Origin of the sequence: Streptomyces sp. NPDC058662 (assembly GCF_042716255.1) — a bacterium.
GTDB lineage: Bacteria > Actinomycetota > Actinomycetes > Streptomycetales > Streptomycetaceae > Streptomyces.
This window is the reverse complement of sequence record NZ_JBHXRU010000063.1, coordinates 23,853-37,280: the sequence shown is the minus strand read 5'-3', so window position 1 is coordinate 37,280 and position 13,428 is coordinate 23,853. Positions and strand designations below refer to the sequence as shown.

Sequence of the window (13,428 nt, the reverse complement as noted above, 5' to 3'; positions counted from 1 at the left end):
CCGCCACCCTGTGTGGCGGGGCCCCTCGGCTGTGTTCTCTCGTCCGGCTGTCAGGCGGACTTGCGGCTGTCCCGCGGATGCACGGCAATGTTCATGGCGCCGGAACGAAGGACCGCCAGCCTCTCGGCCAGCACTTCCTCCAGCTCCTCGCGGGTGCGTCGCTCCATGAGCATGTCCCAGTGCGTTCGCGCAGGCTTGCCCTTCTTCTCTTCGGGCCCGTCCCCGTCCACCAGGAGTGCCATGGCGCCGCACGCCTTGCACTCCCACTCCGGCGGAATGTCTGCCTCAACCGAGAACGGCATCTCAAATCGATGTCCGTTCTGGCATGCGTACTCCACCGCCTGGCGCGGGGCCAGATCGATGCCGCGGTCCGTCTCGTAGCTGGTAACCACGAGGCGCGTACCGCGGAGAGCTCGCTCACTCATGAATCGTGCCTCCCGGGCTTTGTCGCCCACAGGACAGGTGTCGCTGTCGTCGTCATCCGGTCAACGTCCGGTCGGCGGTATAGATTCCCGCTCCGGGTCGTGCGTCGCCCGTCGTGCCGCCCCTTGTTGTACCCACCAATGCCCGTTTTGTCACATCTGGCAGCAGATGTCACCCAACGTCCACACTTCTTGAGCGCGCAGTAACGGTCCGCCTGGCAGGCCAAAGGCGTACACTACCGGCCCTTTGCTTCAACGTCTAAATTCGTTCGGAATTCGTTCGCGCATCCGGCCGGAAGTGCCCGCTGGGTCGTGCTCAGAGCCGCTCGGGTACAGGATTCCCTGCCGCCGCCACCGCACGCCGCACCGGCACTCGCGCCAACAGCACGAAACCCAGTGCGAAGAAGACCACCAACGAGATGATCGCGTCCCGGTAACTGCCCGTGAGCTGGTACGTCAGGCCGAACACGAGCGGCCCCACCCAGCTCAGCCCCCGGTCGCTCATCTCGTAGGCCGAGAAGTACTCGGCCTCCTTGCCCGCCGGTACCAGGTGCGAGAACAGCGAGCGCGACAGCGCCTGGCTGCCGCCGAGCACCAGCCCGATCATCGCGGCGAGGGCGAAGAACCACATCGGGGTCCGGGCGGGAAGGAAGTATCCGGCCGCGAGGGTGACGGCCCAGGCGGCCAGTGAGCCGAGGATCGTCCGCTTGGCGCCGTACACGCGCGCCAGCCTGCCCATCCCCAGCGCCCCGGCCACGGCGAGCACCTGGACCAGCAGCACCGCGACGATCAGCGTGGACTGCTCCAGCTCCAGTTCCTCGGAGCCGTACACCGACGCCTGCGAGATCACCGTCTGCACGCCGTCGTTGTAGACCAGGTACGCCAGCAGGAACGACAGGGTGAGCGGGTAGCGCCGCATGTCCTTGAGGGTGGCGACGAGCTGCTTCCAGCCGCTGACCGCCGGACCCGCCCCCGCCTCCCGGACCACGGTCCGGTCCCGCAGCCGGCGCAGCGGGATCAGCGCGAAGGCCCCCCACCACACGCCCGCCGAGGCCAGGCAGATCCGCACGGCCTCGCTCTCGGTGAGGCCGAAGGAGTCGTGGCCCTGGTAGAGCACCAGGTTCAGCACCAGGACGATGGCGCCCGAGGTGTAGCCGAACGCCCAGCCGCGGGAGGAGACGGTGTCGCGTTCGTCCGGGGTGGCGATCTGCGGGAGGAAGGCGTTGTAGAGCACCATCGAGACCGCGAGCGAGGCGTTCGCCACGATCAGCAGCAGGCCGCCCAGCAGGTAGCGGTCCCCGTCGAGGAAGAACATCCCCGCCGCGGCGGCGGCGCCCGTGTACGCGGCCACCGCCAGCAGCGGCTTCTTGCGGCCGCTGCGATCGGCCAGCGCACCGACCAGCGGCATGATCAGTACGGCCACGAGCACCGAGGCCGAGACGGAGTACGCGAAGAAGGACCCCGCCCGGACGGGAACGCCCAGCGGGTGCACGTATCCCTCCGCGTCCGCCGCCGCCTTGGCGACCGACGTCAGGTACGGCCCGAGGAACACCGTGAGCACGCTCGTCGAGTAGACCGAGCAGGCGAAGTCGTAGAAGTACCAGCCGTGCTGCTCGCGCCTGCGTGCTGCGGCCGAGGCCGGCGCGCCCGCGGCGTCCGTCGCCCGGTCGTCACCGCCGCCGTCCGCGGTCGCCGCGCTCGGCGCCCGGTCCGCCGCTCCGGGTTCCGCGTCCCCGGACGTCCCGCTGTCCCGCGCACTCACCTGGTGCCCCCCTCGCTTGTCCCCGCACCGCACGTCCGCCGTCCGGGCGGAGGCCGTACGGGCACGTCAGGCCCAGGCTCCGCGTCGGTCCAGAACCGTGCGCAGGATGTCGATCCGGTCGGTCATGATGCCATCCACACCCAGGTCGAGCAGAGCCTCCATACGTTCCGGTTCGTTCACGGTCCACACATGCACCTGGAGCCCCCGCTGGTGCGCCGTGCGCACGAACCGCCGGTCGACCACCCTGATCCCCGCCTGCGTCTCCGGCACCTGGGCCGCCACCGCCCCCACGCGCAGCGCCGCCGGGATCGCGTACGAGCGCAGCCGCAGGCCCACCACCCCGCGCACGCCGTACGAGGTCGCCAGCCGGGGACCGGCGATCCTCTGGGCGCGCGCCACCCGGCCCTCCGAGAAGGAGCCCACGCACACCCGGTCCCAGATCCCCGTCCGCGCCACCAGGTCGACCAGCGGGTGCAGCGCCGCCTCGGCCTTGACGTCGATGTTCCAGCGGGCGTCGGGGAACTCCTCCAGCAGCTCCTCGAAGAGCGCCAGCGGCTCGGTGCCCACGACGCGGGCCTCGCGGACCCGGCTCCACGGCAGCTCGGCGATCCTGCCCCGCGCGTCGGTGACCCGGTCCAGGGTGGCGTCGTGGAAGGCGACCAGCTTCCCGTCGGCCGTGGCATGCACATCGGTCTCGAAGTACCGGTAGCCCGCCCCGGCGGCCCGCCGGAAGGCGGCGGCGGTGTTCTCAAGCCCGTCCGCGGCGCCTCCCCGGTGCGCGAAGGGGATCGGGGCCGGGTGGTCCAGATACGGGTGGCGAACGCGTACGTGTGTCACGGCGGCAGTATCCCCCGGCCGGTGCGCACCCGGCAGCCGGGGGACGCGCGGCGCCCCGTACCCGGCCCGCGGACCCGGCGCCCGGCGCCCCGGCGGTCCGGCGCTGCCCGGGGCGCTGGTGGAAGTGGACTGACCCGTGCCACCCTGAACCCGTACAAGGCAATCCAATCCCGGCCGCCTGCCGCCCAGGCGGAGGCCAATCGAACGAAGGTGGACCGCATCCATGGCCGAATGGACCTCGGCGGTCGGTGCCGCGCAGCTCGCGCGGCTCATCACCTCCCAGCAGGGCCGCGCCGCGGAGACCGGCGCCCGCAAGCCGCCCGCGTACCGCAGCCTCGCCGACGGGATCCGGCTCCTCGTCCTCGAAGGCCGCGTCCCCGTCGCCGCCCGGCTGCCCGCGGAGCGGGAGCTCGCCGTCGCCCTCTCACTCAGCCGCACCACCGTGGCCGCGGCCTACGAGGCCCTGCGCGGGGAGGGGTTCCTGGAGTCCCGGCGCGGCGCCGGGAGCTGGACCTCCGTACCGGCGGGGAACCCGCTGCCGGCCCGGGGCCTGGAGCCGCTCCCGCCCGAGTCCCTGGGCTCCATGATCGACCTCGGCTGCGCGGCGCTCCCGGCCCCCGAGCCCTGGCTCACCAAGGCCGTCCAGGGCGCCCTGGAGGAACTGCCGCCGTACGCGCACACCCACGGGGACTACCCGGCGGGCCTCCCCGCGCTGCGCCGGATGCTCGCCGACCGCTACACCGAGCAGGGCATCCCCACCATGCCCGAGCAGATCATGGTCACCACCGGCGCGATGGGCGCCATCGACGCCATCTGCAGCCTCTTCGCGGGACGCGGTGAGCGGATCGCCGTCGAGTCCCCCTCCTACGCGAACATCCTCCAGCTGATGCGCGCCGCCGGTGTCCGCCTGGTCCCCGTGGCCATGGCCGACGGGCTGCGCGGCTGGGACATGGACGTCTGGCGGCAGGTGCTGCGCGACTCGGCCCCGCGCCTCGCGTACGTGGTCGCCGACTTCCACAACCCCACCGGCGCCCTGGCCTCGGAGGAGCAGCGCCGCGCCATGGTGGAGGCCGCCCGGTCCGCCGGCACGGTCCTGGTCGCCGACGAGACCATGCTCGAACTGAGTCTGGACCCCGACCTAACCATGCCCCGGCCGGTCTGCTCCTTCGACCCGGCGGGCAGCACGGTCGTCACGGTCGGGTCCGCGAGCAAGGCCTTCTGGGCCGGTATGCGGATCGGCTGGGTGCGCGCGGCGCCCGACGTGATCCGCAGCCTGGTCGCCGCCCGGGCCTACGCGGACCTCGGCACCCCGGTGCTCGAACAGCTCGCGGTGAACTGGCTGATGCGGACCGGGGGCTGGCAGGAGGCCGTCGGGATCCGCCGCGACCAGGCCCGGGACAACCGCGACGCCCTGGTGGCGGCGGTGCGCCGGGAGCTGCCGGACTGGGAGTTCGAGGTGCCGCGGGGCGGCCTCACGCTGTGGGCCCGCGCCGGGGGCCTCTCCGGTTCCCGGCTGGCCGAGGTGGGGGAGCGCGTCGGCGTACGGGTCCCCTCGGGCCCCCGGTTCGGCGTGGACGGGGCCTTCGAGGGCTACGTCCGACTGCCGTTCACGGTGGGCGGGGCGGTGGCGGACGAGGCCGCCGTCCGGCTGGCGGCCGCCGCCCGGCTGGTCGGTACGGGCGCCGGCGGCAGCGGAGCGGAGCCGCCGCGCACCTTCGTCGCCTAGGTCGTCCCTTTCGGATCCTGCCCGGTCACCGTCCCGACCCGGCGGCTCAGGGCGCGTCGGCCGGGACCTCCGGGACCCCCGCGGCGTCGGCGGCCGGGCTCGGGGCCTGCGCGGGCGGCTGGCCGTGGGGCGGCTTGCCGAGGGGCACGCTGCCGGGCCGGGCCGACCGCGGGGCGGGGTCGGCGGGCGGCCCGCTCCGCGCCGGTCCCTCGGGCTGCGGGGGCTGGCGTTCGGGCAGCAGCTCCAGTACGGCCTGCCGGTGCGCCGGGTGCGTGGCGTCGTCGTACGGGTCCGGCGCGGCCGGTACCTGGAGCCGGTGCACCGGCCCGCCGCCGAGCCGGGCGTAACCCCGCCCCGGCGGTACCTGGGCGGTCGGGGTGGTGTGCGGGGGCAGCCCCAGGACGTCGGCGATCTGCTGGATGGTGGCGGGCCCCAGGACGACCCGGGCCCGGGTGTGCTGCCACACGGCGTCGTTCAGCAGCTCCAGGTGGTCGAACTGCTCGGCCACCACCACCGTGATGTGCGCCGCCCTGCCGTGCCGCAGCGGCACCTGGAGCTGGGCCAGCGGGTCCGGGCGCCCGTCGGCGGCCGCGAGGTGCGAGAGCACGCCGGGCCGGTCGAGCAGGATCCACAGGGGGCGGCGGGTGTCCTCGGGGGCGGGGTGTCCGGCCTCCCGGGCCCGGTGCGTGGCGATCAGCCGGCGCTCGGTCTCCTGGGCGGCCCGCTCCAGCGCGGCCGGCGCCCCGGTCGGTCCGCACTCCACGGCGAGGACGCCGCGGCGCCCGGACAGGCAGGAGTACTCGCCGGTGCTGCCGCCCTCGACGACCATGACGTCGGCGCCGTGCCGCAGGGCCTGCAGGGCGATCGAGCGCAGCAGGGTGGAGGTGCCCGCTCCGGGCTGGCCCACGGCCAGCAGGTGGGGTTCGGTCGAGCGCGGGCCGGTCCGCCAGATCACCGGCGGAACGTCGCGGGGCTCGTCGGCCACCAGTACGGGCAGGGTGCGCTGCACCGCGCCGGCGTCGGTGAAGCCCAGCACGGTCTCGCCGGGGGAGGTGACGAACGGCTGGGCGGCGATGCCCGTCGGCAGCGCCGCCAGCACGCTCAGGTCGAGCTGGTTGCCCTCCTCGTCCCAGTCGAAGAGATACTCCCGTCCGCGCCCGGACTTGGCGTGCAGCAGTGCCTCGATCCGGGCCCGTGAGGCGGCCTCGCCATCGGTGAAGTAGGCCGGGTAGCGGATGCGCAGCCGGGTGACGCGGCCCGCCTCGTCGAACTCGTAGCCGCTGAAGGCCTTGTCCCAGTCGCCGCCGTGGGCGAAGAGCGGACTCGGATCCTCCGGGATGGAGAAGTACGGCACGAGTGCTTCGTAGAGGGAGCCGAGCCGTTCGGTCTCGGCATCGCTGGGCCCGGTCTTCGCCGGGGTGCGGTCGCGTCCCCGCCAGGCCGCCGCCGCCATGAGGGTGATCAGGGCGAGGAGCGGACCGTAGGGGACGAGCGCGACCACGAGGACGCAGGCGGCTCCCAGGAAGAGCGCGGGACCACGCTTGTCCTTGGGCGTCTCGGACCATTTGCGCCGCCCGGCCGAGGCCAGGATGCGCAGGCCGCGTCCGATGGTGAGGAGCGGATGGAGGACGTCCGTGGCGCTGTCGGCGGCCGTGCGAGCGAAGTCGCGGCCCCGGGTCAGCGAGACGGTGCCGCTGCTGAGGATGCGGGGAAGTGGGCGCCGGGCCACGGGCGTCTCCTGGAGTTGTGGGTGTGGCGGGTGAACCGGGTGTGGCTGGATGTGCTGCGCCGCGGCGGGCTAGAGCTTGATCCCGCCGAGGAGGCTCGCGAGGCTCGCGGTGCTCGCCGTGATGCTCGGGGCGATGGCGGAGCCGGCGAGGAAGAAGCCGAAGAGCGAGCACACGAAGGCGTGCGACAGCTTCATTCCGTCCTTCTTGAAGAACAGGAAGCAGATGATGCCGAGCAGGACGACACCTGAGATGGACAGGACCATGAGTGGCTCTCCTGGTAGTGGGGACAGTCACCATCAGTTCTTCCAGGCTCACAGCAAGTATCAATGCGACAAAAGGTGCATATGGCTGAATCCAGTTATTTTTCACTTGACCGGCGCACTCCGGCTGGCGCGCCCGCCCCACCGGGTGGCAGGGGTGATCATTGCCTCGGTCCCGGCCCGTCATGTGCGGGTCCGGGCGCTACTCTGACGCTTCACCCGTACGGACCCGGTCCCGAGCTCCCCCCTGCCCGCGCGGCCCGGGGCGGGCGGACCGGCCGGACCATGCCACCAGCGACTGAAAGGCGGTACGCGCGATGAGCGAGCACACCGAAGGCGGCGGCGCCCAGGACGTCCCCGACGAGGACGTCATCGAACTGGCCACCAAGATCTTCGACCTCGCCCGCCAGGGCGAGACCGAGACGCTCACCGCGTACCTCGACGCGGGAGTCCCGGCGAACCTCACCAACGACCGCGGCGACACCCTCGTCATGCTGGCCGCCTACCACGGCCACGCCGGCGCCGTCACGGCCCTGCTGGCCCGGGGCGCCGAGGCCGACCGCGCCAACGACCGGGGCCAGACCCCGCTCGCCGGCGCCGTCTTCAAGGGCGAGGAGGCCGTGATCCGCGCCCTGCTCGCGGGAGGGGCCGATCCGCACGCGGGTACGCCCTCCGCCGTGGACACGGCGCGCATGTTCGCGAAGTCCGACCTGCTGGAACTCTTCGGAGCCAAGTAGTCCGCTTTTTGCCGGGCTGTGGCCGGTAGAGACCTCACAGGTTGGTCACGGCGGCCGTAAATGTGGTCGCGGTGCACAAACCGCCTGGGTCATCATGGCGACGGATTCGATTCGCGCGCACGGCGGACGGGCAGGAGCGGGCAGGACACGACAGGTGTCCGGGCCCGGCCCGGCCGCCCGGTCGCGGAGCACCGACGAGAGTGAGAAGGCAATGGTCTACATCGAGCGGAACATGACGGCGGACGTCCTCACATGCTGTTACGCGGCCCTGTGAATCCCGATTCCCGGTTGCGTCCCCAGCTTGATTTGAGGCCCTTCCCATGTTCGAACCAGTCATAGCGCCGAGCGGTACCCTGCTCGGGCTCCTCCAGCGCGGCCGCGGCGACGGCACGCTGCACGCTCTCGCGGCACCGAGGGACGAGGCCCTGGAGGCCTTGAACCACTGCGTGCTCCGGGATCCGCGCCAGGACTGGCAGGTCGAGAACCGCTCCTTGTACTACGCACGCCTGTACGTGGACCTCGACGGCCCCCTGGGCGAGATCGAGACCCACCTCTTCTGCGTCGACGACCTCGTCGACGAGGCGGACCACCGGACCGGCCTCGCGCTGTCCGTGCTGGGCCACCTGGCCTCGTACGGCCGCGACGACGCGCTCATGCTGCTGCGCCGGTACGCCGCCTCGGGGGCGAACTGGGCGTGGGCCCTCGACGAGCTCGCCCTGCGCGACGACGACGAGGGGCTGCGGTCCCTGGCCGACCCCGTGGTCGCCCGGTTCCCCGCCACCGCGGAGGGCGAGGCGCGGCTGGCCGCCGCCGTCCGCGACGCGTACGAACCGAGGCCGTGGTGCCTGTGGGAGGAGACGCCCCGCTACGGGGAGCGCCTGCGCGCCGCCCGCCGGCAGGGGTCCTTCGACCGCTGGCAGCGGCAGCTGACCCCGACCGGGCCCCGACCCGACTGGGGCGTCCAGGCGGTCTTCGACTGGGCCGCCGAAGGCCTGCGCCGGGGCAACCCGCTGCACGTGCCCGCCGCCCGCTGCCTCGCCGCCGTGGCCGCGCCGGAGGACCGCCCCGCCATCCTCGCGGCCGCGGCCGGAGCCCTCGGCGAAGCCGGCCGCGCCACCGCCCTGCACCACCTGGTCCTGGCCGAACCCGACAACCCGGCCGTCCTGGACCTCATCGAAGCCGCCGGCGACGAACCGGCCGTGGCCGCCTACGAGCGCATGTGCGGCCCCGACGCCCTCGACCGGGCCCGACGCTGGATCCACCGCCCCGACGCCCTGGGCGCGGCCGCGGCCGCCACCCTGGCCACCCGGGGCGGCGCCGAGGACGCCGCCCTGGTCCTGGGGGCGCTGCGCTCCACGGTCCGCGGCGCGGGCCCCGACACGCAGCGGCTGTTCGCGCTCGTGGACGGCGCGGGACGACTCGCGATCAGTTGCGCGGCGCCGGTCCTGCGCCACATCTACCGCGAGACGGCCTCCTCCCACCTGCGCGGTCGCACCGCGCGCGCCCTGGCCAGTACCGACCCCACCTTCGCGGCGGGCTTCGCCGTGGAATGCCTGTGGGACTGCGAGGAGACCACCCGCGAGGTGGCCGCCCGCCACGCCGAGACGGCCGACGCGCGCGTCACCCCCCGGCTGCGCCGCCTGGCGGCGGATCCGGCCGAGGAGGAGGACGTCCAGTCCGCCGTACGGAGCCGCATCATGCCGGAGTCCGCCGTGTAGACACCGGCCCCGACCCGATCCACCCGCGGCCCGCCCCCCCACGCCGGGGCCGGGCCGCGGGCCGTGCTCCGGCTCCGCCCTCTCCCGGCGGCCCGTTCCGCGCCGTGTCCGCCGTTGACCGGGCTCGGCCCGCGCGCCTCACTGGGCCCGCGCTGCTGTGTCCGCCGTTGGCCGGGCTCGGCCCGCGCGCCTCACTGGGCCCGCGCGGCCGTGCCCGCCGTTCGCCCGGCTCCGCCCGCGCGTCTCACCGGGACCGCGTGAACCGCACCGGTGTACCCGGCCGAGCCTGTGCCGCCGCGTCCAGGGCCGGGCCCGGCGGGACCACGCCCACCACCGGGTAGCCGCCCGTCACCGGATGGTCGGCGAGGAACACCACCGGCAGGCCGTTCGGGGGCACCTGCACCGCGCCCAGCACCATGCCCTCGCTCGGCAGCTCCCCGGCCCGGGCGCGCATCAGCGGGGCCCCCGGCTCCGTGCGCAGGCCGATGCGGTTGGAGCTCGCGGAGACGCGGAACACCGACCGCCACAGCCCGGCCAGGGAGTCCGGGGTGAACCAGTCGGCCCGCGGCCCCGGCCGCAGCGGCAGCAGCAGCTCCGCGGGCGCCGCGGGCAGGGCGCACAGGTCGGCCCCCCGGGCCGGCCCCGGTCCGGGGACCCCCACGGGCAGCACGGCGCCCGCCGCGAGTACGGGCGGCCCGAGCCCCGAGAGCAGGTCCGTCGCCCGGCTGCCCAGGACCGGCGGGACGGCCACCCCGCCGCGGACCGCCACATAGCCGCGCAGCCCCGACTCCGCCCGGCCGACCTCCAGCACCGCCCCCGCCGGCACCCGTACCGGGGCTCCCCAGGCCGCCGGCCGCCCGGCCACGCGTACCGCGCACGGCGCGCCCGTGACGGCGACCGTCACCGCCTCCAGGGCCCGCAGGCCGACCCCGTCCAGGGTGGTCTCCAGCGCCGCCGCGTCCGGCGCGTTGCCGAGCAGCCGGTTGGCCAGCGCGTACGCGGCCGTGTCGAGCGCGCCCGAGCGCGGCACCCCCAGGTGCGCGTACCCCGGCCGCCCGGGGTCCTGGACGGTGGTCAGCGCCCCCGGCCGCACGACGAGCAGGCCGCGCCCCGGCACCCCGGCGGAGCCGTCCACCGCCGTGGCGGTCCCGCCCCGCGCGCCTGCCCCCGTACGTCCCGTCCCGCTCACGCGCCCTCCTCCGTGAACCGCACCCGCACCCCGGGGGCGAACAGCGCCGCCGGCTCCCGCCGTACGTCCCACAGGACCGCGTCCGTGGACCCGATCAGCTGCCAGCCGCCGGGGGAGGAGCGCGGGTAGACCCCCGCGTACTCGCCCGCCAGGGCCAGCGAGCCCGCCGGGACGGCCGTGCGGGGAGTGGCGCGCCGGGGGAGGTGGAAGCGCTCCGCCAGCCCGGTCAGGTAGCCGAATCCGGGCGCGAACCCGCAGAACGCCACCCGGAAGACGGTGGCACCGACCACGCCCCCGACCTCGCCGGGCGCGACCCCCCACAGCCGGGCCACCTCCGCAAGGTCCGGCCCGTCGTAGCGCACCGGCACGCTCACCAGCGGCCCCTCGGTCACCGCGAGCGGCGGCACCTCCCACCGCTCGATCCGGGCCCCGAGCGCCGCCGGATCCCGGACGCCGTCCAGGAGGACGGTCCGCGCGGCCGGGACCAGGTCCCGTACGGGGCCCAGCTCGCCCGCGGCGCGGCGCCGCACCAGCTCCGCGTGGAGGGCGGCCACCTCGGCGGCCGAGTCCAGCTCGATCAGCAGCCCGTCGGCGCCCGTCACCAGGCTCCTCATGCGAAGGCCTCCACCCGGACCCCGGCCGCGCCCAGGGCCTCCCGGACCCGCACGGCGAGCCCCGCGGCCCCCGGGGTGTCCCCGTGCAGGCACAGCGAGCGCGCCGACACCGGCACCGCCGATCCGTCGGCGGCGGCCACCGATCCCCGGGCCGCCATCCGCACGGCCCGGGCCACGACGGCGTCGGGGTCGTGCAGCACCGCGCCCGGTTCGGAGCGCGGCAGCAGCGTCCCGGCCGGTGTGTACGCCCGGTCGGCGAAGGCTTCCGGCACGGCCTCCAGCCCGGCCGACACGGCTGCCGCGAGCAGCAGCGACCCGGGCAGCCCCAGTACCGGCAGCCCGGCGTCCCCGGCGGCCAGCCGGACGCCCGCGACCACCGCGGCTGCCTGCTCGGCGTCGTGCACCGTCCGGTTGTACAACGCGCCGTGCGGTTTCACATAGGAGACCCGGGAGCCGGCCGCCCGCGCGAACACCTCCAGGGCGCCGATCTGGTAGGCCACCTCGTCCGCCAGTTCCCCGGCCGGCACGTCCATCGCACGCCGCCCGAAGCCCGCCAGGTCCCGGTAGGCGACCTGGGCGCCGATCCGCACCCCCCGCGCGGCGGCCAGCTCGCAGACCCGGCGCATGATGGACGGGTCGCCGGCATGGAAACCGCAGGCGACATTGGCACTCGTGACCACGGACAGCAGCGCCTCGTCGTCCGTGAGCGTCCAGCGCCCGAAGCCCTCGCCCAGGTCCGCGTTGAGATCGATCGCGACCGCGGCAGGTGTGATCATGGAAGCCATGCCGTGAGCGTAGAACAGCGGCCTCGCCCTCCTGCCCGGAAGCCGGGGACGATCCGGCCGAACCATGCCGTTTGGGTTGTTGTCCGGGTCAGCGCCTAGTCTTTGCCCGTGACTCTCCCCGCCCCGGCGAAGACCCTTCCGTCCCCGGCGCCGGGCCCGGCCGCCGACGAGGGCCTGGCCCGGCGGCTGCGCGCCCTCGCCTGCACCGCCCCGCTCCACGACCTCGACGTGCGCAAGGCCAACCTGGCGGGCGAGTACGGCGTCTACGCCATGGCCGAGGTCGCACTCGCCGCGATCGACCTGGTCACGCTCAACATGGACTTCGACACGGGCGCCGACCACGACCAGATAGTGGCCCGGCTGCTGCCGCGCGTCGCCGCGCAGGCCCCCGCCCGCCCGGCCGCCGAGCACGAGCGGGTGGCCCGCTGGGTGCTGGAGAACCTCGTCAACGTCGGCAGCGTGGACCGGGGCTTCCGCGCCATCTACGGCACGTTCGGCCCCGACGGGGCCTACGTCCGGCGGGACTACGACTTCAAGCTGATCGAAGAGGTACCGGGCCACGGCGGCGCGGTCTACCTGCGCACCACCGACGAGGCCGTCAACGTACTCGTCGGCGCCCTCGACACCGACGTCACCAGCGCCCAGATCGCGGCCGAGGTCAAGCTGGAGGTGCTGATCAGCCGCGGCCGCCTCGCCGACGCCCAGCTCGCGGCCGAACAGGCCCGCTACCGCACCGTGCAGTACGCCGAGACCCTGCGCCGGACCCTCGACGCCACCCGGCGCAACGTGCGGGCGGTGGACTGGCTCCAGGCCGTGCCCGACATGATCGCGGAAGCCCTGGACCACGTCGCGGACCGCTACCGGCACGAGAACGCGATCCTGACCAACATCCGCAAGGCGCGCGACGAGGCGGAGGAGCCCGAGAACAAGCGGCGCGCGGCCGAGCTCGTCGACATCGTCAAGGACTGCATCCGCCGCCACACCCAGCTCCAGTCCCGGCTGCTCGACGCCGGCCCGCTCTTCCGCGCCGAACAGGACCGGCAGGCCTTCGCGGCCCCCGCCCCGCGCTCGGGCATCGACCTGTACGGCCAGCTCGTCGCACCGGTGCTGCCGCTCCCCGTCGCACAGGCCCGCCGGGTCACGGACGCCTTCTTCGCGGCCGGTACGGGCCTGCGGACCCCCGTCTCGGTCCGCGTCGCCGACCTCGTGGAGATCCTGCTGACGCCGCCCGTCGAGCGGGAGCACCTGGGCGTCGAGATGCCCGAGCCCGACCTCATCGCCACCCCGGACGACAGCCGCTTCAGCGAGGAGCAGCTCGCCGCCGCGATGCGGCTGCTGGACCTGCCGCACGACGCGCCCCGCCGCCTGTCGGGGCTCCTCGCCGAGGCCCGCCGGGAGGACGGCGACCTGCCGTACCTGGTGGCGCTGCTCGCCGTGCACGCCGCGAGCCCGGCCGTGGGCACCGCCTACCGCCAGGGCGAGGAGCGGCTGCTCTTCGCGGTGGACGACGGCACGCAGCTCGACGACCCCGAGTTCGGCGGCGCCGACCTGATCGTCGGCACCGCCCTGCTGGACGCCGCGGGCATGGCGGCCGACCGCGCGGAAGCCTCATGACCCCCCTCGGGCCCGGCACCGGGACCCGTACCCG

The 13,428-nt window shown here is 74.6% G+C and carries 12 protein-coding genes; 4 read left to right on the top strand and 8 right to left on the bottom strand.

What is annotated here, in order from left to right; all coding sequences use genetic code 11:
• Window positions 1-50: 50 nt before the first annotated feature.
• From ACFWUQ_RS21295 to ACFWUQ_RS21285, 3 genes are all read right to left on the bottom strand, one after another.
• On the bottom strand, window positions 51-425 hold the full coding sequence (locus tag ACFWUQ_RS21295) for an RNA polymerase-binding protein RbpA (protein ID WP_031146696.1): 375 nt from the start codon (window positions 423-425) through the stop codon (window positions 51-53).
• A gap of 313 nt (window positions 426-738) precedes the next feature.
• Complete coding sequence (locus ACFWUQ_RS21290; RefSeq protein ID WP_384540177.1) at window positions 739-2,184, bottom strand: MFS transporter; 1,446 nt, start codon at window positions 2,182-2,184, stop codon at window positions 739-741.
• Between the two features lie 66 nt (window positions 2,185-2,250).
• On the bottom strand, window positions 2,251-3,021 hold the full coding sequence (locus ACFWUQ_RS21285; protein WP_384540174.1) for a glycerophosphodiester phosphodiesterase family protein: 771 nt from the start codon (window positions 3,019-3,021) through the stop codon (window positions 2,251-2,253).
• A 223-nt stretch (window positions 3,022-3,244) separates the two neighbouring features.
• Between ACFWUQ_RS21285 and ACFWUQ_RS21280 the strand changes: the two genes are divergently transcribed.
• Window positions 3,245-4,747 (top strand): PLP-dependent aminotransferase family protein, encoded by a 1,503-nt coding sequence (locus ACFWUQ_RS21280; RefSeq protein WP_384540171.1) that lies wholly within the window; start codon window positions 3,245-3,247, stop codon window positions 4,745-4,747.
• A gap of 46 nt (window positions 4,748-4,793) precedes the next feature.
• On the opposite strand, the gene ACFWUQ_RS21275 is transcribed toward ACFWUQ_RS21280, so the two are convergent.
• Together ACFWUQ_RS21275 and ACFWUQ_RS21270 are read right to left on the bottom strand one after the other, a co-directional pair.
• Window positions 4,794-6,476: a hypothetical protein gene (locus tag ACFWUQ_RS21275; protein ID WP_384540168.1), complete on the bottom strand. Its 1,683-nt coding sequence runs from the start codon at window positions 6,474-6,476 to the stop codon at window positions 4,794-4,796.
• Between the two features lie 69 nt (window positions 6,477-6,545).
• Window positions 6,546-6,740, bottom strand: a complete 195-nt coding sequence (locus tag ACFWUQ_RS21270) for a hypothetical protein (RefSeq protein ID WP_030706611.1) — start codon at window positions 6,738-6,740, stop codon at window positions 6,546-6,548.
• Window positions 6,741-7,054: 314 nt separating this feature from the next.
• Here ACFWUQ_RS21270 and ACFWUQ_RS21265 point away from each other — a divergent pair, with 314 nt between their 5' ends.
• Window positions 7,055-7,474 carry an ankyrin repeat domain-containing protein gene (locus ACFWUQ_RS21265; RefSeq protein ID WP_384540165.1) on the top strand — a complete coding sequence of 140 codons (420 nt, stop codon included), beginning with the start codon at window positions 7,055-7,057 and terminating at the stop codon, window positions 7,472-7,474.
• A gap of 320 nt (window positions 7,475-7,794) precedes the next feature.
• The gene (locus ACFWUQ_RS21260; protein ID WP_384540162.1) at window positions 7,795-9,192 is read left to right on the top strand and encodes a HEAT repeat domain-containing protein; all 1,398 of its coding nucleotides are present in this window, start codon (window positions 7,795-7,797) and stop codon (window positions 9,190-9,192) included.
• A gap of 244 nt (window positions 9,193-9,436) precedes the next feature.
• Here the strand turns inward: ACFWUQ_RS21260 and ACFWUQ_RS21255 are convergent, their stop codons facing one another.
• The 3 genes from ACFWUQ_RS21255 to ACFWUQ_RS21245 form a co-directional block, all read right to left on the bottom strand.
• Entirely contained in the window at window positions 9,437-10,309 is an 873-nt protein-coding gene (locus ACFWUQ_RS21255) for a biotin-dependent carboxyltransferase family protein (protein WP_384540183.1), read from the bottom strand.
• A gap of 68 nt (window positions 10,310-10,377) precedes the next feature.
• Window positions 10,378-10,995 (bottom strand): allophanate hydrolase subunit 1, encoded by a 618-nt coding sequence (locus ACFWUQ_RS21250; protein WP_384540159.1) that lies wholly within the window; start codon window positions 10,993-10,995, stop codon window positions 10,378-10,380.
• Window positions 10,992-11,771 (bottom strand): LamB/YcsF family protein, encoded by a 780-nt coding sequence (locus ACFWUQ_RS21245; RefSeq protein WP_384540180.1) that lies wholly within the window; start codon window positions 11,769-11,771, stop codon window positions 10,992-10,994. The genes ACFWUQ_RS21250 and ACFWUQ_RS21245 overlap by 4 nt, the downstream gene beginning before the upstream one ends.
• A 117-nt stretch (window positions 11,772-11,888) precedes the next feature.
• Here ACFWUQ_RS21245 and ACFWUQ_RS21240 point away from each other — a divergent pair, with 117 nt between their 5' ends.
• On the top strand, window positions 11,889-13,394 hold the full coding sequence (locus ACFWUQ_RS21240) for a hypothetical protein (RefSeq protein WP_384540157.1): 1,506 nt from the start codon (window positions 11,889-11,891) through the stop codon (window positions 13,392-13,394).
• Window positions 13,395-13,428: the final 34 nt, after the last annotated feature.

Excerpts from the sequence above, each read along its gene's own strand:
- ACFWUQ_RS21260 (WP_384540162.1), top strand. The coding sequence starts at position 7,795 with ATGTTCGAACCAGTCATAGCGCCGAGCGGTACCCTGCTCGGGCTCCTC.
- ACFWUQ_RS21245 (WP_384540180.1), bottom strand. The coding sequence starts at position 11,771 with ATGATCACACCTGCCGCGGTCGCGATCGATCTCAACGCGGACCTGGGC.
- ACFWUQ_RS21295 (WP_031146696.1), bottom strand. The coding sequence starts at position 425 with ATGAGTGAGCGAGCTCTCCGCGGTACGCGCCTCGTGGTTACCAGCTAC.
- ACFWUQ_RS21280 (WP_384540171.1), top strand. The coding sequence starts at position 3,245 with ATGGCCGAATGGACCTCGGCGGTCGGTGCCGCGCAGCTCGCGCGGCTC.
- ACFWUQ_RS21250 (WP_384540159.1), bottom strand. The coding sequence starts at position 10,995 with ATGAGGAGCCTGGTGACGGGCGCCGACGGGCTGCTGATCGAGCTGGAC.
- ACFWUQ_RS21265 (WP_384540165.1), top strand. The coding sequence starts at position 7,055 with ATGAGCGAGCACACCGAAGGCGGCGGCGCCCAGGACGTCCCCGACGAG.
- ACFWUQ_RS21270 (WP_030706611.1), bottom strand. The coding sequence starts at position 6,740 with ATGGTCCTGTCCATCTCAGGTGTCGTCCTGCTCGGCATCATCTGCTTC.